Origin of the sequence: Pseudoalteromonas neustonica (genome assembly GCF_001653135.1) — a bacterium.
GTDB lineage: Bacteria > Pseudomonadota > Gammaproteobacteria > Enterobacterales > Alteromonadaceae > Pseudoalteromonas > Pseudoalteromonas neustonica.
Map to the genome: position 1 here is coordinate 198,135 of NZ_BDDS01000005.1, position 20,888 is coordinate 219,022.

Consider the following 20,888-nt stretch of genomic DNA (forward strand, 5'->3'; position numbering starts at 1 on the left):
CGTTATACCTGCGGTTATTCGCCGCGTTGAAATAGTCGTGTAAAGCAGTCTGTGGCATTATTATAGAGTATATATTTAAGAGGTAGTTATTACGATGGATGATCAAGTGGTTAAACGTATTAAAGTATGGGATGGGTTTATTCGTAGCTTTCACTGGCTACTCGTAATAGCAATTGCCACACTGTATTTTAGTGCTGAAGAAGGCATGATGGAACTGCATTTTATCGCAGGTTTTTTTACATTAGCGCTGCTGTTAACGCGTCTTATATGGGGCTTAATTGGTAGTAAAACGGCGAAGTTAAGTGCATTACTACATTCTCCTATTGCGGCAATCAAATCGTTTAAACAAACTAATGAGCCAGTGGGTCATGGTGCTGCGGGCAGTTATATGGTGCTCGCTTTTTTTGCATTGTTATTGGTGCAGTTAGTGAGTGGCTTAATGACCACGGACGATATTTTAACCGACGGACCATTGGTGCAATATGCCTCTAATAATGTGGTTGAGTGGGCGGGCTGGTTGCACCACACAAATTTCGACTTATTATTTTATGCGATTATTTTACACGTTGTGGCAATTGTTATTTACCGCATTAAAGGCAAAAGGTTAGTTAAAGCGATGGTCACCGGGTATACGGACAAAGAAGCAGGTAATACAGAGGTTAAAGTAACCAAATCGCCTTGGTTAGCAATTGTTATTTTTGTTGTATTACTAAGTGGACTATTGATGACGTGGGGCGCAGAGCCGCTAAGTTATTTAGTTAGTTAGCAATTAAAAAACAAAAATGGCGCTGATTGAGCGCCATTTTGTTTAAAGCTTATCGGTTCAAAGATTAATCTTTAAATGATGTGTGGCAATCTTTACAGCCTTTAGCCCAAGGACCAAAAGCTTTGGCAATTAGCTTTTTATCACCAGATTGTGCAGCAACGGCTAGCTCATCAGCATATTGCTGAAATGCAGTTGCTTTTTTCATAAAGGTTTCGTTATCACTCCAAATTGCTGGAAGGGCAGATGTATCGCCTTTATCAGTGCCAGCGCCAAATGCTTCCCATGGCATTTTAGACAATGCTGCTGCATTATTTGCACGCTTTTGAAAGCGTTGTGCATCAAACTCTACTTTGCCTTTTAGCATGTCGCCCATATCACCAATTTGTACACGGATCATTGAAAATGCAGCTTGGCGATATTCAATCGCATCACTTGGCTCTTCAAATACAGATTCAGCTGATGCGCCCAGCGCTAATGTTGATAATACTGTGCCTAAAAATAGCTGTTTTAATTTCATTCCTTTCGCCCCTTAATTGTATTCATAGCGTTAACAACCGTTGTTGTATATCAGTAGGTCATATTATTCAAGTTTATTGCGGTTAAACTTAACTTAGCTTTAACCATTAAACTTAAGTTATCGTTTTTGATTCATATTTTTAGTCATTGATATCTATGTCGGCAAATATCATTCCTCTGCGCATACTGCGCGTGGCTAAGAATACTTCACCAAGGAGTGACATAAACGCACAAATCAGTAACGCCATGGCGCCGACAAAACAACTACCGATAGTGACTCCTAAATTAACTGCCTGAATATGCGATAAAAACAGCAGCATAACCACGGCACACACAAGTACAGCACTTAATACACTTAAACTAAATGCGATATGGATAAAGCGAGATCGTTTTAGTAGTGCTCTGAGCTCTGTGGTTAGCGAGGTATTAAATTCCTCATCAGTACTGACCTTCAATTTACGTTCAAGTTGGCGGGCTCTGTCAGTTATTCGTGCTAAACGATTTGATAATACGCCCAACGTTGCGGCAATACCTGTGATCAAAAATACCGGCGCTACAGCTGTCTGTATTACCTTAGCCATTGTTAATATATTGATAACTTCATTGTTCATCAGTTTCTCTTTTGGGTATTGTTGCGTTTATGTTTACATTCATTTACAAGGGCGGGCATTTAAAACTCAATTAAAATCAACCTATTAATGTTAGTCGCTTTGTTTTAAGAAATAAAGTGTAAACAATAGGTGATAAAATAGTTGTTATTTACGACATTATGGTTTTATATTGTACATGACTTAAAGTCTCGAATAAAAACAATCATAACCATTATATATCCAGGGGAATACTATGAATTCTAATTCAATTAAGCGAACGGCGGTTGCTCTTGCTGTCGCAAGTGCTTTTTGCGCATCAGCTCATGCTAATAATTTTGAAAAATATAATCTGACGTCTCAAAAAAATGTCCAATCTACAGCTGGCGTAAAAAAAGAACAGGTTCGCGGCGAAGCATCTAGCTGGTTGATTAAACTGCATGCCCCTGCAACAGCTCAAGTAGTAAGTACTGACGTTTCAGCTGTTCGTACGCAAGCTTTAGTAGCGCAAACAAGTGTTGAGCAAGCTATTTCTTCTATGGATTTGCAGCTACAAGTCATTGCAAAAACGTCTACTCTAGTGAGTTCAATCGTCGTTAACGGTAATCAAGAAGACGTAGCACGTTTATTGAATAATCAACAAGTAGAGGCGATTTACCCAGTATATGATTACGAGCTAAGTGTTGCAGATAGCGCTGATTACATAATGGCGACACCATTAGTTGAAAGTGGTGTTGCATCAGGCCAAGGCATTAAAGTTGCTGTGCTTGATACTGGTGTTGATTATACCCACGCAGCATTTGGTGGGGCGGGCACTAAAGAAGCATATGATGCTGCAGTGGCAGATCCAGCAAGTGTTGATTGGCCGCAAGCGCAAATCAAAGGCGGCTATGACTATATAAATGATGATGCCGATCCAATCGATGTTAACACTAACCACGGTACACACGTTTCTAATTCAGTAAATGGTATTGCCCCAAATGTTGATCTTTACGTATATTCAGTATGTAACAGTGGTTGTCCTGGTTTAGCCCAGTTACTTGCTCTTGAAAATGCAATGGATCCGAATAAAGATGGTGACATTTCCGACCGTGTTGATGTTATTAACATGTCACTGGGTGGTGATTATGGTGACTTTGCAAATGACGCGGTAGGTCTATTTATTAATAAAGCGGTTAAACTAGGTACTAACGTTGTTATTTCAGCGGGTAATGACGGCGCATATCCATTTATTGTTGGCGGACCTAGTACATCTGAAAATGCACTGTCTGTAGGTGCAATGACTCACCCAACGGGCGACCAAGGTATCGGTAATGGCATGGTTGATGGTAAAGATGTCACCGTGCAACCAGCTAGTTTCGGTCCTCAAACAGCATTTAGTTTTGCCACGGGTGATATTGAGCTGGTTTACCCAGCTGAAAATCAAACTGCGTGTGTCGACTTTGCTGAGGGTATTGATTTTACAGGTAAAGGCGTGATTATTGACCGCGGTGGCTGTGCATTTACAACAAAAGTATTGGCAGCACAAGCTAAAGGCGCTGCATTTGTGATTATCGCCAATAATTCAGATGATGGTACACCGGCACCTATGGGGGGCTCTGATGCTGCCGTAACGATTCCATCAGTTGGTGTTAACTTAGAAACGGGTATGGCACTTAAAGAAGGGAAAGAATTTACCCTTGCTGTAGAGCGCCTTGTACTAGCTGGGGCAATTGCTGACTTTACATCACGTGGTCCTTCAATGGGTGGATTACTAAAACCTGAAATTACCGCTCCAGGTGTAAATATCATGACTGCTCACCCAGGTTTAGGTGATGGCTTGACAGGTGCTACTGGTACTTCATTCTCTGGCCCTATAACCGCTGGTGCGATGAGCCTTCTTAAAGAAGCACACCCAGAACGCAATGCATTTGAGCTTAAAGCGACATTAATGAATGCTGCTAATCTTGATGTAACAATGGAGCCTCGCGCAATTAATCCAGATGCCGAACTTGCGCCAATTAGTTATATCGGTGCTGGCTTGGTTGATGTTAAAAAAGCAGCTGAATTACCAGTTGCAGCCTGGGCTAAAGACACTAAACAAGCTGCGCTTTCGTTTGGTTTAGTTAATGCCGCTGAAATGGTAGAGCTGACTAAAACGGTTCAAGTGAAGAACTTCTCAAACGTTGATAAAGTTTATACACTTTCATTAGAACAGCGTTATGCAAATGATGTAGAGCGTAACTCGTTAACAATGCAATACCCTGCAACAATCACTGTGCCTGCAGGTCAAACAATGTCATTTGACGTAATGGCAAAAATTGATCCTTCAACCTTGCCAGAGTGGACATTGGATGCATCTAATGTTGGTTCTGAGGCTGTCACAGCAGATTTAACGAACCTTGAATTAGACGGTGCGCTTGTTTTCTCTGAAGGGGATATGAAAGCGTTCCACCTTGTGTATCACGTATTACCAAAAGCAAATGCACAGGTAACGGTAACACCTGAAATGACTGAGAAAGGTCCAATGCATAAATTGACAAATACCGGTGCGACAGTGCTTAAACCAGTATTTGCGCCAGTTGTAGCAACAGGTGAGGTTGATGAAGATCAGCGCTTTGATATTGTCGGTGGATCAATTGAAACATTCGCAGTTTCTACTGATATATGTGCAGACGGTTTTGTAACACTAACAACAATGATCTTCAATGAAGGTATTACTCACACATACGTGGGTGGGTTCATGGCTGATTTTGACTTAGATCAAGATGGCACTTATGACATCACGGTTCAAAATGGTAAAAACGAATGGTTTTCTGACGATGTAGAACCAGGAAGTGCACTTACCTTTACACATGGTTATGGTTCAGGCAGTGGTAATCTAAATAATATCTATCAAGTTATCGGTAATAATCATTTCACAATGCAAAGTTGTTTAGGTGCATTTGGTTTAACTGCTGAAAGCATCGATACAGTAACAGCCAATGTTCGCTTTAGAACAGAAGAAGCGACATGGACACCTATCGCGACGGGTTCTGGTGATACCGTAATGGGTACTTATACATTTAGAGACGCATCTAACGACGTGCTAGCAGCTGTGGTTGATAGTAATGAAAATCAAATCACTGAGTTGCAACCCGGCGAGTCAGGAACATTGATGAATGCAGGACAAGACTTTATGGTCCTGTCTAGTTCAGGTTCAGCACCTTTAGTTGCGACACCTCGCGCAGACAGTGGTACAGCACCAATGGTTACTGATGCAGCGTTCTCGGTTGATGAAAATACGGTAAATGGCACTGTTATCGGTATGCTTGAAGTAACATATGGCGCTGACTTAGCTAATCCAGTGTCGGAGTTCATTGTTTTAAGCTCTACTTCTACGGCTATATCTGTTTCAAAAATGGGTGAAGTTACTGTGATGAATCAAGATATGCTTAACTACGAAGCAGGTCTGATGATGGTTGAACTGGAAGTCGTTGCGACTGATACCGCTGGAAATATTTCTGAGTCGGCGATGGTTACTGTCACTATAAATAATATTGCAGATGAAGGCGCTGAAGTAACACCCGTTGTTGATGCAGAACAAAGTTTCTCTGTGCAAGAAAATGCAGCAGTGGATACTGTAATTGGTTCAGTAACAGCAACAGACCCTGATGCGGATGCGACACCAATTGCTAGTTATACTGTGACGGGCAGTGAGCTTGTAAGTATTTCAGCTACAGGTGAACTGAAAGTCGCAGGCAGTATTGACTATGAAGCAATAACTGAGATTAAAGTAATGGTAGCTGCGGTCGATTCTATGGGTCATACATCTGAAGCTGTGGAGGTCATTATTGCAGTGACACAAGACCCAGCCGAAGATGTTGTTGTACCAACACCAGAGAAGAAAAGTTCAGGTGGTTCACTTGCTTGGTTGACGTTATTTGCTGCGCCATTTGCATTTATGCGTCGTCGTAAGCAAAAATAATCTGGTTTTTATTAGGTAATATTTACCTGAATTAAAGCACCGCCAATTGGCGGTGTTTTTGTTTTAACCTGTAATCATAAGTAACGACTGTTACATTTATTGTTTAGATGTTGTTTTTTTGTTTATTGATGGTGTAGTATTCGGAACTGTCAGTTCCTTTTAAGGAACACTTAATAACAATAATCTCGTCTGGGGAATTTATGTCTAACAAGTTAATTACAAAAACAGCCTTATCTCTTGCTGTCTCATCAGCGTTAATGGCAACAGCTGTGAACGCACAAACAGTAAACAGCGTAGCTGCATTAAATAACTACACAACAACAGCTTATACAGCTGATAATGTGCAAGAGCAGTCACCTTCGGCTCACATGATTGTGTTAAATGCAACGACAGCTGCAGATTTGATGACACAAGGTATTTATCAAGCAGGTGATAGCCGCGCAACAATGGCGCAAATTGAGCAAGTACAATCAGAAGTAACACTTGAACTTAGCAGCTTTGATTTCGATGCAAAAATTATCGGTCGCACTAAAGTGTTAGCACCTACACTAATAGTAGAAGCAACTCCTGAAGCTTTAGCTAAAATTGCATTAGATCCACGAGTAGCGAAAGTGCTACCTATGTATGACTATGAATTACATGTAGCTGCATCGGCTGATTATTTAAATGCCTCTCCTTTAGTTAGCACTGGTGTAGTGACAGGTAAGGGTCAAACAGTTGCAGTATTAGATACTGGTATTGATTACACTCACAAAATCTTTGGTGGTGCTGGTACTGTCGAAGCTTATGACGCTGCACAAGCAGATCCTACATCAGTTGCATGGCCACAAGGTCAAGTGCAAGGTGGTTACGATTACGTGCGTGATGATGCCGATCCAATTGAAAATGATCCGGCTGAACCAACGGAGGCAAATGCACCTACAAGTCACGGTACTTCGGTTTCTCATTCTGTAACAGGTATAGCCCCAGAAGTTGAGCTTTATGTTTATTCAGTATGTGGTGGTGGGTGTTCTGGTGCAGCACAGGCGGCTGCTTTAGAATCTGCAATGGATCCAAATGGTGATGGCGATATTTCTGACCGTGTTGATGTAATAAATATGTCACTTGGTGGTGAGTTTGGTGGCACTTATATTGATGGTGGCGCACAGCTTCTTATCCAAAAAGCTGTAGATTTAGGTGTTAATGTTGTTATTTCAGCGGGTAATGATAGCGACCATCCTTTCCGTGTTGGTGGACCAAGTACTACGCCTAATGCTTTATCTGTAGGCGCGATGACGCACCCAACATTAGAATCAGACGTATTAGGTGGGACTGTTGATGGTGCCGAAGTTGAATTAGGTTCTGCAAGCTTCGGTGCGCAAGGTGAATTTACATTTGGTAGTGATGACGCTGAATTAGTTTACCCTGATGCAAATCAAAATGGTTGTGATGCATTTGCTGATGATGTTGACTTTACAGGCAAAGCGGTGGTTATTGACCGTGGCGGTTGTGGTTTCTCAGTTAAAGCATTAAATGCACAAAAGAAAGGTGCTGCGTTTGTTGTTTTAGCTAACAATGCGGCGGGTGCAGCTCCAGGAATGGCCGCAAGTCCAGGTGCTGAAGCAGTAACAATTCGTACTGTTTCTGTAACACAAGAAGTGGGAGTGTTGTTAAAAGAAAAATTAGCAGCAGGTGAGCAACCAGTTTATAGTTTTACTGGTAAAAAAGTAATTAAAGCTGGTGCAGTAGCTACTTTCTCTTCACGTGGTCCTTCTATGGATGGTCTATTAAAGCCAGAAATTACAGCGCCAGGTACAAGTATTATGGTTGCTGCGACAGGTACGCAAGATAAGTTGGCACCTGCTTCAGGTACTTCATTCTCAGGACCAATCACTGCGGGTGCAATTGCATTAGTACGTGAAGCGCACCCAGAGCGTAATGCGCTTGAGATTAAAGCAACATTGATGAACTCAGCAAACTTAAATGTTACAAATGAGCCGGTTAGCATAGCACCTGACAGCGAGTTGGCACCAATCAGTATGATCGGTGCAGGTCTAGTTGACGTTGAGAAGGCAGTTAACTTACCAGTAGCAGCATGGGTTGATAGTGTTGAATATAGCACTCAACAAGCAGCTTTATCATTTGGTCTTGAACGTTTCAGTGAAGTAACATCATTCACAAAAACTGTAACAGTTAAGAATTTTTCAAATAAAGCGAAGACATATAACTTACGTACAGAAGCACGCTATACGAACGATGAAGATAGTGGCGCGATTAGCTGGGATATCCCTGCGAGCGTAACAATCGTTCCAGGACAAGTTAGTAAGTTTGATGTAACGTTAACTGTTGATCCAAGCAAATTACATGCATGGACACTTGATAATCCATTTAGTGCTGAAGATATTACAGCGCGCAGTCCAGCATTGACGCTAGCTGAGTTTGATGGTGCATTAGTATTTGATGATGTAGACGATGCAGATTCAGATCATGCTTTACACATTGTTTACCATGCACTACCGAAAGCGGCAACTGAACTAAGTCTTGCTTCAGAAGTTGTAGGTAATTCAATGCAGCTGATTGTTGAAAATACAGGTGCAACAACTGTCTCTACATTAGCTGAAAACATCGTAGCTGTAGGCGTTGAAAAATCAGTAGAAGAAGCGCCATTTAACATTCTTTCTACGACATTCAATGCATTGGCTGCTTCAGGGTGTGAGTCAGGCGTATTGTTTACAGCCTCAATTCAATTACGTGATGAGCTTACACATGTGTTCCAAGCTGGCTACCGTTTAGATATTGATACTAACAACGATGGCGCTTATGACTTTTTAGTGCAAAACTACAATGACCGCGGTCGTGCTACGGCAACTCCAGGTCGTGCAAGAACAGTAATTGGTACTATTGGTGCTGATGGCGTGGAAACCTTACAGTATGTAACACCTCTTTATCAGTCAGCTGGTGAAGATACTATTACTTTTTCAGCATGTAGTAACTTAATTGGCCTAACGCAAGATAACTTAGGTGATACGTTAAATATTAAAGCATCTGCTGGTTATGCATCATATAGAGGTGGTGTATATTATGAAACAGATAGTATCGTAGGGTCTACGCCGTTCAGTACTTCTGCACCTGTTAGCCTAACTACACTTGATGGTGAAAATACACCTGTTACTGAACTTGCTCCAGGTGAAAGAGCTGTCGTGAATGCAACAGCACCATTTGCATTTACATCTACATCATTAAAAGATGTAGTTAAGCTTGTTACTACTGCAGATCTAGCGGTTCCTAGCATTTCAGCTCCAACGCTTGAAAATGCGACGTTTAGCGTAGTTGAAAATTCTGAAAACGGTTTAGTTATTGGTACAATTGCTGTTGTTGAGTCAAATAAAGATTTAGCTATTTCAGAGTTTTACGTTAAATCTAAAACGCACCAAGGGTTTGATGTTAATAATGATGGTGAAGTTGTTGTTAGCAACAGTGAGATGATTGACTTTGAAACAGGCGTTCAATCAGCTGAATTAGTAGTTGTTGCTATTGATGTTCAAGGTAACGTATCAGCACCTGCACTTATCACAGTTAATATTACTGACCTCGATGAAAATGTTGTTGTTACACCGGTTCCAGAACCTAAGAAGAAAAGTTCAGGTTCTTTAGCTTGGTTAACTTTATTAGCGGCACCATTCGCATTTATGCGTCGTCGTAAACAAAAATAAGAAGTTATAATTAACAATTACTAATGAGTAATTGAGAATTAAAAAATAAAAGGGAGCTTAGGCTCCCTTTTTACATTCTGTTACAAAGCAATATAGTAAGTTCTCTGTAATCAGATATATTGCTTAAGGAATAAAAATAATAAGACCAATTCAATAGCAGTGAAGCTTAAAGAGCCTGCCTAATTGGTTTATATAACTTAAGGGAATTTATTTATCATGAAAGTTGTTCAATCTTTTGCGCTGGCAGCATTATCTTTGGCTGTACTAGCGGGGTGCAATAAAGCACCAGAGCAAAAAAATGCTAGTGAAGCTAGCGTATCTCAGGAAATTAATATGGCAGGTGTAACGGCGCCAGTGGCTAATAAAGTACCATTTGCAATGGAAATTCATGGTGATACTCGCACCGATAATTATTATTGGATGCGTGATGATGAGCGAAAAGATCCGGCTGTTATTGCACATCTGAATGCTGAAAATACGTATACAGACGCAATGCTAGCACACACTAAAACGTTGCAGGCTACGCTGTTTGAAGAGTTAAAAGGGCGTATTCAAAAAGACGATGATTCAGTGCCCACTAAAAGTGGTGACTTTTATTATTCATCGCAAACGCGTGGTGAAAACGAGTACCCAACTTATGTTCGCAGTAGCGATGCTAAAGGTACTGATCAAAAAGTTATATTAGATGTAAATGAGCTTGCCAAAGATCACGATTATTATTCGGCTACAGGTTTGTCTGTAAGCCCAAATGGTAATTTGTTAGCGTACGGTGAGGACACGGTAAGTCGTCGTATTTACACTATTTTAGTGAAAGATTTAAACACGGGTAAATTACTAGAAGATAAGCTCGAAGGGACCGATGGCGATATTGTCTGGGCTAACGACAATAAGACCTTCTATTACATTAAAAAAGACTTACAAACGTTGCTTGGCTATCAGGTCTACCGCCATACCTTAGGTACGCCACAAGCACAAGATGAATTAGTGTACGAAGAGACAAATACCAGCTATTACACTGGCCTTGGTAAAAGTAAAGACAAGCAAGAAATTTATATTTGGCATGGCAGTACGAGTGCCTCAGGCGTCTCTATGATTGATGCTAACGATGCCAAATCAAAACCAACACGCTTAATCGAACGCGAAGAAAACCTTGAGTATGACATTGCCAAACATGGCGATACTTATTATATCGTCACTAATCTTAACGCGGTAAATTTTCAGCTTATGACTGTGCACAAAGACAAAGCACATGATAAAGCGAATTGGCGAACGCTGATCCCAGCACGTGATGAGATTAAACTTGAAGGTATCGACTTGTTTGCCGATCACCTGGTGTATAAAGAGCGTGAAATGGGTCAGTCTCGTTTAACGATACGTAATTTAACATCTGGCGATGAGCAACAATTGAGCTTTAACGATAGCAGTTATATGATTCATGCTTACGGCAATAATGAATTAGATAGCCAAAGTTTGCGTGTATATTACGCCAGTATGACAACCCCTGGTTCAACGTATGATATTGACTTAAATAGCACCGCTAAAACACTGTTAAAACAACAACAAGTTATGGGGGATTTTGACGCAGATAACTACGCATCAGAGCGACTATTTATTACCGCACGTGATGGCGTAAAAGTACCCGTAAGTTTGGTTTATCGTAAAGATAAATTCAAAAAAGACGGTACTAACCCATTATTGCAATATGCTTATGGATCATATGGCGCAACAATGGATCCAAGTTTTTCAAGTGGTCGCTTGAGTTTGCTTGATCGTGGTTTTGTATTTGCGATTGCGCATATTCGTGGTTCTCAAATGCTTGGTCGCCCTTGGTATGAAGACGGCAAGCTACTAAATAAAAAGAATACCTTTAATGACTTTGTTGATGTTACCAAAGGCTTAGTTACTCAGCAGTATGGCAATGAAGAGCAAATTTTTGCTATGGGCGGCAGTGCGGGTGGATTATTAATGGGGGCTGTGGCAAATCAAGCGCCAGAGCTTTATCAAGGGATGGTAGCGGCTGTACCATTTGTTGATGTAGTTACGACGATGCTTGATGCAAGCTTGCCATTAACAACCAATGAATACGGCGAGTGGGGCAATCCAAACGACAAAGTATATTATGATTATATGCTGTCGTATTCTCCGTATGACCAAGTAAGTAAGCAAGCGTATCCAAATATGTTGGTTACTACTGGTTTACATGACTCGCAGGTGCAGTATTTTGAACCTGCAAAGTGGGTCGCGAAACTACGTGACTTTAAGACAGATGATAACAAACTCCTGTTTAAAATCGATATGGAAGCAGGTCATGGCGGTGCATCAGGGCGTTTTAAAAGCCTTGAAGACACGGCGCTTAATTATGCCTTTATGTTAGATCTAGCAGGTATTAAAAAGTAACGATTAATCAAGGCGTGACAGAGGTTACGCCTTAATTTTTTGCGGTAGATTAAATCGAAACTGAGTACCTTTGCCCAACTCACTTTGAACGTTAATCTCGCTGTTCATTAGTTGCAATAAGCCTTTGCAAATAGCTAAGCCTAAGCCACCTTGTTGACGGCCCGCTTTATTTGAATTACTGGCTTGATAATGAGGTTCAAATATTGCCGTTAATTCATCTTGATTAATTCCAACGCCCGTATCACTAACATCCACATAAAGCTGCTCAGATCCTACATCCTGCACATGTACAATGATTTTTCCACCCCTAGGGGTATGGCGAATCGCATTATCAATTAAGTTACTTAAAACCCGCTCCAGTTTGGCGATGTCGGCAACGACGGTAAAATCGCAAATTGCGGGCTCAACACTTAAATTAATTTCTTTGTGATCGGCTGTTAAACAAAACTTAGCAACACAATCGTAAATTAGCTCACCTAAATTAAGGGTTTCTGGGTGAATTTTCACTTGGCCATTTTCTAGGTTTGCTAACTCAAATATTTGCTCTATTAATTGTTTTAGCTGCTGACAGTTATCACTAGAAACGTCAAGGTAGTGCTGACGCTCTTGCGTGCTTAATTGGCGATGAGGCTGGTTTAGCACCTCTAAAAACCCTTGCAATGATGCCAGCGGCGTACGCAGATCATGTGATAAATGAGTGAGTAATTCGCGGCGTTGCTTGTCGCTTTGTTCTAGGGCTTTGAATTGCTCATCAATGCGCGTGAGCATAGCTTGAATGCCTCTACCAAGATTATCTACTTCATTATTTTTATTTGAATAGGCAGATAGTTTGCTATCGGTTAAGCTGTAATTAGCGGCTTCAATAAGACTTACTTCGGCTGCTAACTTCTTAATTGGAGCGGTAAAAAAGCGGAATAAAACCAGCATTGCAACAAACAAAAATAACAAAGCTGCCGCTAACCAAAGTACAGCCAGCCACAGACTATCATTGGCTTTGATATTGTTAAGAGTGGTGTCATAGGCTTCTCCACCAATAATCACATATAAATAACCCTGCAATGAGTCTTGATTATAAACAGGTGCAACAGAAAATATTTTTTGTTTATTATTATCTCGCGGGTCATCGCCATATAAAGGCGTAATTGTTGGATCGGTAATTAATCGCTTTAATGGTGTGAGGTTTATATGGCTACGCTTTACTTTTCCTGGTTCGGCTGAGTAAGTGAGGATTTTTCCTTGTGGATCAACAAAATAAAATTCAAAAGCAGGGCCTAATAACATTAAAGTATGAAATAGGTTTTCAAGCGCTTTATAGTCATAAATACCCTGTTTTATGAGCGGGTTATCTTGTACTAAATGTTCCGCAAGTTGTAGATGTAAATTTTGCTCGCCATGATGCTGAGAAGTTTGTTCAAGTTGCTTACTCCAACCGTAAACAAGTGCGCAAATAAAACAAAAAATAACGACTAAAGACCATGCTAGTTTTTGATACAGAGATAAATTCATGTGATTTTCACCCGTTGCTTTTTGAGCTGTGTTATTTCGTTAATCAGTTACTCAGTTGAGTCGGATTTAATTTATAGCCGACTCCCCAAACTGTTTCGATAAAAGGTGCTTGATGGTGTAGTTCAAGCTTAGCGCGTAATCGGTTAATATGAGAATTTACGGTATGCTCATAACCACTATGTTGATAACCCCATACTTTATCGAGTAATTGTTGGCGACTAAAAACATGGTTTGGGTGGCGAGCAAAGTAGGCGAGCAAATCAAATTCTGTGGCTGTGAGATTTAAAGCCCGCTCAGCGAGGTATACTTGGTGGCTAGAAAACTCAATATTCAACGATCCTAGCTGAATATTTTTTTCAGTCGCGATAGCTTCCTCAACACTAGGATTTGCAGCAAGTATTTGGGCGCGGTGGCGTAATTGAGTTTTTATACGCGCTTGTAACTCACGTGCAAAAAAAGGCTTGCAGATATAATCATCAGCACCCATTTCAAGGCCAATGACTCGATCCATATCTGAGCTTAGCGCGGTGAGTAAAATAACCGACGTGGTGGGATAGTGCTCTTTAATTTTACGACACAAACTTAAGCCATCCATTTGTGGCAAATTAATATCGAGTAAAATTAAACCGTAAGGTTGTTTTGCTATTTTTTTTAGCGCTAACTCTGCGCTTTCTACATGTTCAATGTGTAAGTTAAGTGGTTCAAGCTGGGTAATAATTAATTGGCCGATAGCTCGATCGTCTTCAACGATTAATATTTTTTCATGGCGCATACAGTCATCCTAATGGAAAAAGCCCATCCATGAGCTCTAACTTCCCCCTAAACTGCTAGGCAGTTTAATGATTACTGTGTCCGTGTAATAACGATTTTAGCTAGCGGATTATCAAACTTGTGTTCGCTGTTTAAGGTGGAGCCAGACAGCCCGTCTTGTTGGCTTACAACACCTGGATGCATAGAAACAAGGTCTATATCGTCGCGTGCTTCATTAAACCCTTCTCCCCCATCTGCAGGACCTGGAATTGAACCTTCTGCTTCTGAGTTTGCTTCAGTTCCTGCGTCATACGCGAATGTGAAGTGAGTTAATGCTTCGTCTACAGTTAATGCGGACACATCAATAGAGTTAAGACCGGTAAAACCATCATTTGTATTCACCATCATTGTCGCAAGTGATAATTTTAATTCTTCTAGGCTGCTGGTTGTGACTGTTAAGGTCGTTTGCGCGCCAGGGCCTACCGGTGCATCACCCGAGCTGGTAGCAATTGCAGAGGCAAAATTTAGTAACTCTGAATTATCACCCCCTTCAGCCATTAACTCTAACGCTGCTGATGAACTTTCACCTATTTGCCATAAGTTACCTTCATTGTGTGCGATGAGTGCAACAGGTGAGAACGGTTGCCCAGCGGTTAAGTTACTTACTTCTACGCTAAATTGATAACTAACAGGTTCAGGAGTCGGCGGTGTAACGACTTCATTGTTATTTGAATCGCCACATGCAGCTAAACTCGCTCCAAGGGCAATAATAATTAAGCTTTTATTAAAACGTAACATAACAGCGCTCCTACTTAACCGTAACGGTGAGTTTCGCAACAGGGTTCAACCATCTATGCACTGTATTGCTTAAATCACTGGCACCAGCACTTAGATCGTCATCACCTAAATTACCTGCGTGGATATGTACATTCGTGTTGCTTTCGGTACTGGTTAAACCTGCCCCGCCAGTTCCTGCATTACCACCTGGAGCTGCTGGGATACCTGGTGTGCCCGGCGCGCCAGAACCCGCTACGACAAGTTCATCGTTTGCTTCAGTACCAGCATCATAACCATTTAAATAAACAGTGTAGGTACCTGCTTCTGTTGGGATTTTCCAGCTATCAAGACCAACAAAACCATCATTGGTAGGCAGTAACATTGCAGTAACCGACAGGTAATCATTACCGTCAGTTGTCATAAGTGTAGTCATTGTTGATGTGGTCGGGGCTAATAACCCAGCAGCTGGATTAGCTGCCATATCACTGCCAGCGGCAGTTGCCTGTGCAACTAATGGATCAAGATTTCCGCCTTCAGCCATTGTTTGCAGTGCCGTTGATGCAGGCATTGCAACTTCAAATAAGTGCTCTTCGTTATTGTGTGCAGTAATTAAAATCGGCGTGAAGTGAATGCCTTGAGTAAGGTTAGTAAGTTTTAATTCAAGTTCTGCAGCCATAACTGATTGACTTGCTAGTACTGCAATTGCAGCGAGAGATAGGGTAGAAGCTTTCATTTTTAGTTCCTGTAATTGATGATTCGAGTACGAGTATCAAATACCGACATCATGAAAGCCTCACAAACTTATCACTTTTTTATCACAGTATAGTTAAACCTTACCAAACAACCTGTTGGAGGGTATTAGGATCTTCACCAATGAGTGTTTTTATTACTTTGTTATGCTCATCAAGTAAAATTAAGCGTGGGATCCCTTTATTTGCATATTGACTGTAAATGGCACGCTCAGGGTCGGCAATGAGTGAAAATTCAAGGTTATAATCTTGTGCAAATTGGGTAAGAGACTGTGTTGTTTCCTCTCGGCCTATGGCAATGATTTGTAGTTGAGTATCATTGATCAGTGGCGATGCTTGAATTTGCTTAATAACCCGCTGTGAGTCAGAGCACCATGTGGCAAATAAAATAACCAGCTTTTTATTATCACCTAGTTTCACTTCTTGATTATCAATATCAGTAAAGGTGTTTTGCTTAAAATGTTCACCTGCCTGGATGTAAGTTTGATAACCTTTGTCGTTAGTGGTTGCAGTGGCAGCTGGCATTTGCTCTGGTGTATGAGCATTATTACTACAGGCCGTTAAGGCAAAAGAGGTTAAACATAATGCAGCTATATGGCTTAATAGGGGTTTCATTTTAAGTTCCTTTTATTTATGTTGATTATAATCTAGACATTATGCCAGAAAACACTCAGGATAAAGGATAAATAAACAAGGAGATGATAATGGAAGATAATCAACAGGTTGAACCAGTTGTAACGACTAAAGATGAGCGTATGTGGGCGATGTTATGTCACTTGAGTGCGTTAACGGGGTTTATTGTGCCTATGGGTAGCATTATTGGCCCATTGATAGTGTGGTTAATAAAAAAAGATGAAATGCCACTTGTTGCTGAGCATGGTCGTAAATCATTAAACTTTCAAATTACGATGCTAATTGCTTATATTGTATGTTTTATTTTAATGTTCGCTGTAATTGGCGTTATCTTATTGCCTCTAGTGGCTATCTTTTCGTTCATTATGGTGGTTGTTGGCGCAATTAAAACCAATGATGGAAAAGAGTTTAATTATCCGCTGAGCTTAAATTTGATTAAGTAATTACATAGCTCACTCGTTATTTTAAGTTACTATTAGTCGTATTATAAAACCCAGCAAATTGCTGGGTTTTTATTTGCTTAATTTAAAGGTTGGCATGGCTTATATAACCCTATTTTTTACTGCGTTTTTTTCGGCAACTTTACTGCCCGGTTCATCGGAAGTGATACTAACGGCAATGGTTGCCAAAGGAGAGTATTTGCTTTGGTTATTATGGTTGTGCGCGACGCTTGGTAATGTATTAGGGAGTTGCGTAAATTATTGGTTAGGCACGCAAGTTATGCGTTTTAAGGAGCGTAAGTGGTTTCCTGTTTCGCAGAAAAATATTGATAAGGCTACAGCTCACTTTGAAAAATATGGTGTGTATAGCTTGTTGTTTGCATGGCTGCCCATTGTTGGCGATCCACTGACCGTTGTCGGGGGGATTTTTAAAGTACGCTGGTGGACATTTTTGTGGATTGTAAGTCTTGGCAAAGGCGCACGCTATCTAGTGGTGCTGGCCTTTGCCCTAGGTTTAGACACACTAATTTAGGCTTTAACCCAATCTAATGTCAGAGATACTGAGTCTGCAAAACGCAAAGCATGGGGTTTATCAACGCGTACTTTTGCGTAATTCACACTGCTGTGGCTATGACATACGGCTAATATCTCAGCAACGAGCTTTTCTAATAACAAAAAGTGCCCTTGCTCGACGATAGTGATTACTTCTTTTGTGATCACTTTATAATTTAGCGCTTGGTCGACTTCATCAGTTTCACAGGCTTCATCTGCAGGGTAGTGAATCTCAAGATTGATCACTACGTCTTGCTTCTTTTCACGTTCTTCTGGGTTAAAGCCAATAAACGTGCGTAATCGTAAATTGGTGACGTTAATAATCGCATTCGCCATGCTATTAGCCCTTTATTAGCTGTAAAAACTCATTGCGGGTTTTTGGATCGGCTCTAAAGTTACCCAGCATAACAGATGTTCGCATACTTGAGTTTTGCTTTTCAACACCGCGCATCATCATACACATGTGTTTTGCTTCAACAATAACACCAACACCCTTGGCGCCTGTTACTTCTTCAACGGCTTTGGCAATTTGGTGGGTAAGTTGTTCTTGAATTTGAAAACGACGTGCGTACATATCTACAATGCGCGCGAATTTAGACAAACCTAATACCTTACCGTTAGGAATGTAAGCAATATGACAACGCCCTACAAATGGCAGTAAATGATGCTCACACATAGAGTAAAGTTCAATATCTTGAATTAACACCATGTCATCCGCATCTGACGTAAATACGGCGTTATTAGTGATTTCATCTAATGTTTGACGATACCCTTTTGTTAAATACTCCATCGCTTTTGCTGCGCGTTTTGGTGTATCTAGTAAGCCTTCACGTTGTGGATCTTCGCCCACAGCACTAATAATTTCTTGGTAACTATTTTTTAATTCGTTATGCATAAATCTCTCAATCCTTTTAAATTATTTATTTTAAGTGTCGGCCACCATCAACAGGTAAGGAGCGCCCTGTGATGTAATGACTATTTAGTAATAATTCGACACTGTTAATTATTTCACCACAGCCTGGCTCAATACCCATTAGCGATTTTTTTAAGGTTTTAGCACGGTAATGTTCGTCGTCATCGTCATTAAAAATTATCAGCGATGGTGCAATGGCATTTACTTTTATATGTGGCGCATATTTAGCGGCAAATGATTTAGTTAAATTATGTAAAGCAGCTTTACTGGCAGCATAAGCTAAGTGTTTTGGACTGCCTGTTTCGACAACATAATCGGTTAGATGAATAATATCAGCGGGAGTATTATTTTTATTTTGATAAGCCAATAGTAGATCAGCACACTGCAAATTGATTAGGTATGGTGTTTTTGCATGAATGCGCATCATGTTATCAAAAAGTGCAGCGCTGTCAGGGTTGTTCGCTTCGCAGTCCCAACTTGATGCATTATGAATGATCGCCTTTAAACTTGTTGTGTGGTGCTTCAATTCATTAATGAATGAGTAAATAGCATCATCCTGGCTAAAGTCAGCGTACAGGCATGTAGCGCCTTTACGCTCTAAATCATCAATAGACAAGTGACGAGTACGATAAGTGACGATGATGTCTTGTCCTGTCGCGAGCAAATGCTCTGCTAACGCCAAACCAATGCGTTGGCCTGCGCCTGTTATCAAAATGGGCGATGTCATAAAATTCAGTGTTCTCTGTTTAACGCTATATTTCAGTGCCATTAACTATAAACTAAATTACAGTAATATTTCACTTATAGCGTAAAGATGTATTTGATATACGTAAAAAATAATTACGGGGATCAGCCATTACACTTTAATCACTGGCAGTGAGTGTGTACAAAAGTAAAAACAGGGCAATTAATTCGTTTTCACTGCTATTAATTGCCCTTGAAGCCATGCTGGTTGAGTATTGATTGCTTAAAGCTCGTCGTAAACAGTTGGGATCGCTTGACGTTTATGTTGAGTACGCAGATAAATGGCGATGAGCTTTTCGTTTACGTCGTCACTTACATTTTTGCCTTCTAAAAAATCATCAATTTGTTCGTAGCTTAAACCTAACGCTTCTTCATCAGTAAGGCCTGGTCGATCACATTCTAAATCGGCTGTAGGTGCTTTATTTACGAGTAAGTCAGGCGCTCCTAATTGATGTGCTAACGCACGAACCTGACGTTTTGATAAGCCAAATAAAGGCGCTAAGTCACATGCACCATCACCAAACTTAGTGTAAAAACCGGTAATGTTTTCTGCGCTGTGGTCAGTGCCCACAACCAAGCCTTGACACAGTCCAGCAATTTCATATTGGGCAACCATGCGTTGGCGAGCTTTTACATTGCCTTTTATAAAATCAATTTGTGCTTGCTCAGGCAGTGCTTCACCACAGCCAACAACAGCCTCAATCGCTTGGTCATGCATACCATCAGCGGCAGGTTTTATATTCACAGTCATGCGTTTACTTGGCTGAATGAACTCAACTGCAAGTTGTGCCTCATCTTCATCCGCTTGCACGCCATAGGGTAAGCGTACGGCAATAAATTGGTAGCGGTCTGTTTGTTGCTCGTTGTTCAATTCATCGACAGCAAGTTGACATAAACGCCCGCATGTTGAGGAATCCACACCGCCGCTAATACCCAACACTAGAGAGCGAGAGTGGGCGGCTATTAAGCGACTTTTAATGAAGTTAACACGACGAGTAATTTCGGTTGCTACGTTAATATTTGGCTGAACTTTCATTTCTGCCATGATCTGGGCGCGCATGCAGGGCTCCTAATTAAATATGCTGATTGTCACTATTATAATGTAATTCAAAAGGGGGATTTAAAGCCCCAAATGCAGTTTTATTTTTTGCAGTTCGCTTTTTAGCTCGTTTATTTCAGTAAGTAAATCATTCAGGTCATCACCTTTTAGTTCTGGTGAAATAGCTGCACTTGGTTGAATTTCAAGTGCACTTTGTTGATCGGCAAACAAATGACTGTAGCGGCTTTCTCGCTTACCCGGCTCGCGAGGGTGTTTAACAACATGCTCTGCGCCAATTAACTCATTAAGTGCAGCTTCAACCTCATTTACATTAGTAAACTCAGCTAAGCGGTTACTACGCGTTCGTAGTTCACCCGGTGTTTGTGGGCCTCGTAAAAGCAGTAAACAAATAATTGCACGTTGTTGTTCAGTCAGTTGCAGGCTACCAAATTCGGTATTGCAAAAACGGTGGGCGTATTTATTTACTCGCCCAGAAATACCCTCATCGGTTGTTACCAAGCGTTGTGTAGTAAGTTCATCAAGTGCATCTTGCACCTGTGCTTCACTTAGAGCGAGTACGGGGTCGCGATTCGATTTTTGATTACAGGCATTGGTCAATCCATTAAGTGAAAGTGGATAATGTTCGGGTGTTGTACTTTGTTTTTCAAGCAAACAACCAATGACTCGTTGTTGAATTGCGCTAAGTAGCATAATAAATGTTCTCTTTTTGTTACTTAACCTAAACTGGGGTTAAGATATTTATTAACACATTGATTTAATTATTTACTATCCTTTAAGCAGGCCTATTGCAAGTGAGTTCAACGCAGTTAGCGTTTAAAATAGCCGCAGGAGATAGCTTTATTATCCTGAATTCAAATTAC

Annotated in this window: 18 protein-coding genes; 6 read left to right on the forward strand and 12 right to left on the reverse strand. The window is 40.8% G+C overall.

Annotated features, from left to right (window positions below):
• Positions 1 to 94: 94 nt before the first annotated feature.
• Positions 95 to 766 (forward strand): cytochrome b/b6 domain-containing protein, encoded by a 672-nt coding sequence (locus tag A7967_RS09645; protein WP_054205274.1) that lies wholly within the window; start codon positions 95 to 97, stop codon positions 764 to 766.
• Positions 767 to 830: 64 nt separating this feature from the next.
• Here A7967_RS09645 and A7967_RS09650 read toward each other — a convergent pair whose 3' ends face one another.
• Both A7967_RS09650 and A7967_RS09655 read right to left on the reverse strand, forming a co-directional pair.
• Positions 831 to 1,283 carry a c-type cytochrome gene (locus tag A7967_RS09650; protein ID WP_054205273.1) on the reverse strand — a complete coding sequence of 151 codons (453 nt, stop codon included), beginning with the start codon at positions 1,281 to 1,283 and terminating at the stop codon, positions 831 to 833.
• 139 nt (positions 1,284 to 1,422) lie between these two features.
• Positions 1,423 to 1,893, reverse strand: coding sequence for a DUF2721 domain-containing protein (locus A7967_RS09655; RefSeq protein ID WP_054205272.1), 471 nt, complete (start codon positions 1,891 to 1,893; stop codon positions 1,423 to 1,425).
• Between the two features lie 232 nt (positions 1,894 to 2,125).
• On the opposite strand from A7967_RS09655, the gene A7967_RS09660 reads away from it, so the two are divergent.
• The 3 genes from A7967_RS09660 (at position 2,126) to A7967_RS09670 (ending at position 11,904) form a co-directional block, all read left to right on the forward strand.
• Positions 2,126 to 5,815 carry a S8 family serine peptidase gene (locus A7967_RS09660; protein WP_054205271.1) on the forward strand — a complete coding sequence of 1,230 codons (3,690 nt, stop codon included), beginning with the start codon at positions 2,126 to 2,128 and terminating at the stop codon, positions 5,813 to 5,815.
• A 200-nt stretch (positions 5,816 to 6,015) separates the two neighbouring features.
• Complete coding sequence (locus A7967_RS09665) at positions 6,016 to 9,507, forward strand: S8 family serine peptidase (protein ID WP_054205270.1); 3,492 nt, start codon at positions 6,016 to 6,018, stop codon at positions 9,505 to 9,507.
• A 216-nt stretch (positions 9,508 to 9,723) separates the two neighbouring features.
• Positions 9,724 to 11,904, forward strand: coding sequence for a S9 family peptidase (locus A7967_RS09670; RefSeq protein ID WP_054205269.1), 2,181 nt, complete (start codon positions 9,724 to 9,726; stop codon positions 11,902 to 11,904).
• Positions 11,905 to 11,928: 24 nt separating this feature from the next.
• Here the strand turns inward: A7967_RS09670 and A7967_RS09675 are convergent, their stop codons facing one another.
• The 5 genes from A7967_RS09675 to A7967_RS09695 all read right to left on the reverse strand — a co-directional run bounded on the left by A7967_RS09675 (position 11,929) and on the right by A7967_RS09695 (position 16,301).
• Positions 11,929 to 13,410 carry a sensor histidine kinase gene (locus tag A7967_RS09675; protein WP_054205268.1) on the reverse strand — a complete coding sequence of 494 codons (1,482 nt, stop codon included), beginning with the start codon at positions 13,408 to 13,410 and terminating at the stop codon, positions 11,929 to 11,931.
• A gap of 43 nt (positions 13,411 to 13,453) precedes the next feature.
• Positions 13,454 to 14,182, reverse strand: a complete 729-nt coding sequence (locus tag A7967_RS09680; protein WP_054205267.1) for a response regulator transcription factor — start codon at positions 14,180 to 14,182, stop codon at positions 13,454 to 13,456.
• A 71-nt stretch (positions 14,183 to 14,253) separates the two neighbouring features.
• Positions 14,254 to 14,958, reverse strand: a complete 705-nt coding sequence (locus tag A7967_RS09685; protein WP_054205266.1) for a spondin domain-containing protein — start codon at positions 14,956 to 14,958, stop codon at positions 14,254 to 14,256.
• Between the two features lie 10 nt (positions 14,959 to 14,968).
• Positions 14,969 to 15,670 carry a spondin domain-containing protein gene (locus tag A7967_RS09690; RefSeq protein WP_054205265.1) on the reverse strand — a complete coding sequence of 234 codons (702 nt, stop codon included), beginning with the start codon at positions 15,668 to 15,670 and terminating at the stop codon, positions 14,969 to 14,971.
• A gap of 100 nt (positions 15,671 to 15,770) precedes the next feature.
• Positions 15,771 to 16,301: a TlpA family protein disulfide reductase gene (locus A7967_RS09695; protein WP_054205264.1), complete on the reverse strand. Its 531-nt coding sequence runs from the start codon at positions 16,299 to 16,301 to the stop codon at positions 15,771 to 15,773.
• A gap of 89 nt (positions 16,302 to 16,390) precedes the next feature.
• Between A7967_RS09695 and A7967_RS09700 the strand changes: the two genes are divergently transcribed.
• Together A7967_RS09700 and A7967_RS09705 are read left to right on the forward strand one after the other, a co-directional pair.
• Positions 16,391 to 16,762 carry a DUF4870 domain-containing protein gene (locus tag A7967_RS09700; protein ID WP_054205263.1) on the forward strand — a complete coding sequence of 124 codons (372 nt, stop codon included), beginning with the start codon at positions 16,391 to 16,393 and terminating at the stop codon, positions 16,760 to 16,762.
• Positions 16,763 to 16,856: 94 nt separating this feature from the next.
• On the forward strand, positions 16,857 to 17,291 hold the full coding sequence (locus A7967_RS09705) for a YqaA family protein (RefSeq protein WP_054205262.1): 435 nt from the start codon (positions 16,857 to 16,859) through the stop codon (positions 17,289 to 17,291).
• On the opposite strand, the gene folX is transcribed toward A7967_RS09705, so the two are convergent.
• From folX to A7967_RS09730, 5 genes are all read right to left on the reverse strand, one after another.
• Positions 17,288 to 17,647 (reverse strand): dihydroneopterin triphosphate 2'-epimerase, encoded by a 360-nt coding sequence (gene folX, locus A7967_RS09710; RefSeq protein WP_054205261.1) that lies wholly within the window; start codon positions 17,645 to 17,647, stop codon positions 17,288 to 17,290. The genes A7967_RS09705 and folX overlap by 4 nt on opposite strands.
• A 4-nt stretch (positions 17,648 to 17,651) precedes the next feature.
• Complete coding sequence (folE, locus tag A7967_RS09715) at positions 17,652 to 18,206, reverse strand: GTP cyclohydrolase I FolE (protein WP_054205260.1); 555 nt, start codon at positions 18,204 to 18,206, stop codon at positions 17,652 to 17,654.
• A gap of 25 nt (positions 18,207 to 18,231) precedes the next feature.
• On the reverse strand, positions 18,232 to 18,951 hold the full coding sequence (gene folM, locus A7967_RS09720; protein WP_054205259.1) for a dihydromonapterin reductase: 720 nt from the start codon (positions 18,949 to 18,951) through the stop codon (positions 18,232 to 18,234).
• Positions 18,952 to 19,191: 240 nt separating this feature from the next.
• Positions 19,192 to 20,028, reverse strand: a complete 837-nt coding sequence (gene nadE, locus A7967_RS09725; protein ID WP_054454440.1) for an NAD(+) synthase — start codon at positions 20,026 to 20,028, stop codon at positions 19,192 to 19,194.
• A gap of 60 nt (positions 20,029 to 20,088) precedes the next feature.
• Positions 20,089 to 20,718: a YceH family protein gene (locus A7967_RS09730; RefSeq protein WP_054205257.1), complete on the reverse strand. Its 630-nt coding sequence runs from the start codon at positions 20,716 to 20,718 to the stop codon at positions 20,089 to 20,091.
• Positions 20,719 to 20,888 lie beyond the last annotated feature (170 nt).

Coding starts and splice junctions, on each gene's coding strand:
- A7967_RS09645 (WP_054205274.1), top strand. CDS start 95: ATGGATGATCAAGTGGTTAAACGTATTAAAGTATGGGATGGGTTTATT.
- A7967_RS09650 (WP_054205273.1), bottom strand. CDS start 1,283: ATGAAATTAAAACAGCTATTTTTAGGCACAGTATTATCAACATTAGCG.
- A7967_RS09655 (WP_054205272.1), bottom strand. CDS start 1,893: ATGAACAATGAAGTTATCAATATATTAACAATGGCTAAGGTAATACAG.
- A7967_RS09660 (WP_054205271.1), top strand. CDS start 2,126: ATGAATTCTAATTCAATTAAGCGAACGGCGGTTGCTCTTGCTGTCGCA.
- A7967_RS09665 (WP_054205270.1), top strand. CDS start 6,016: ATGTCTAACAAGTTAATTACAAAAACAGCCTTATCTCTTGCTGTCTCA.
- A7967_RS09670 (WP_054205269.1), top strand. CDS start 9,724: ATGAAAGTTGTTCAATCTTTTGCGCTGGCAGCATTATCTTTGGCTGTA.
- A7967_RS09675 (WP_054205268.1), bottom strand. CDS start 13,410: ATGAATTTATCTCTGTATCAAAAACTAGCATGGTCTTTAGTCGTTATT.
- A7967_RS09680 (WP_054205267.1), bottom strand. CDS start 14,182: ATGCGCCATGAAAAAATATTAATCGTTGAAGACGATCGAGCTATCGGC.
- A7967_RS09685 (WP_054205266.1), bottom strand. CDS start 14,958: ATGTTACGTTTTAATAAAAGCTTAATTATTATTGCCCTTGGAGCGAGT.
- A7967_RS09690 (WP_054205265.1), bottom strand. CDS start 15,670: ATGAAAGCTTCTACCCTATCTCTCGCTGCAATTGCAGTACTAGCAAGT.
- A7967_RS09695 (WP_054205264.1), bottom strand. CDS start 16,301: ATGAAACCCCTATTAAGCCATATAGCTGCATTATGTTTAACCTCTTTT.
- A7967_RS09700 (WP_054205263.1), top strand. CDS start 16,391: ATGGAAGATAATCAACAGGTTGAACCAGTTGTAACGACTAAAGATGAG.
- A7967_RS09705 (WP_054205262.1), top strand. CDS start 16,857: ATGGCTTATATAACCCTATTTTTTACTGCGTTTTTTTCGGCAACTTTA.
- folX (WP_054205261.1), bottom strand. CDS start 17,647: ATGGCGAATGCGATTATTAACGTCACCAATTTACGATTACGCACGTTT.
- folE (WP_054205260.1), bottom strand. CDS start 18,206: ATGCATAACGAATTAAAAAATAGTTACCAAGAAATTATTAGTGCTGTG.
- folM (WP_054205259.1), bottom strand. CDS start 18,951: ATGACATCGCCCATTTTGATAACAGGCGCAGGCCAACGCATTGGTTTG.
- nadE (WP_054454440.1), bottom strand. CDS start 20,028: ATGCGCGCCCAGATCATGGCAGAAATGAAAGTTCAGCCAAATATTAAC.
- A7967_RS09730 (WP_054205257.1), bottom strand. CDS start 20,718: ATGCTACTTAGCGCAATTCAACAACGAGTCATTGGTTGTTTGCTTGAA.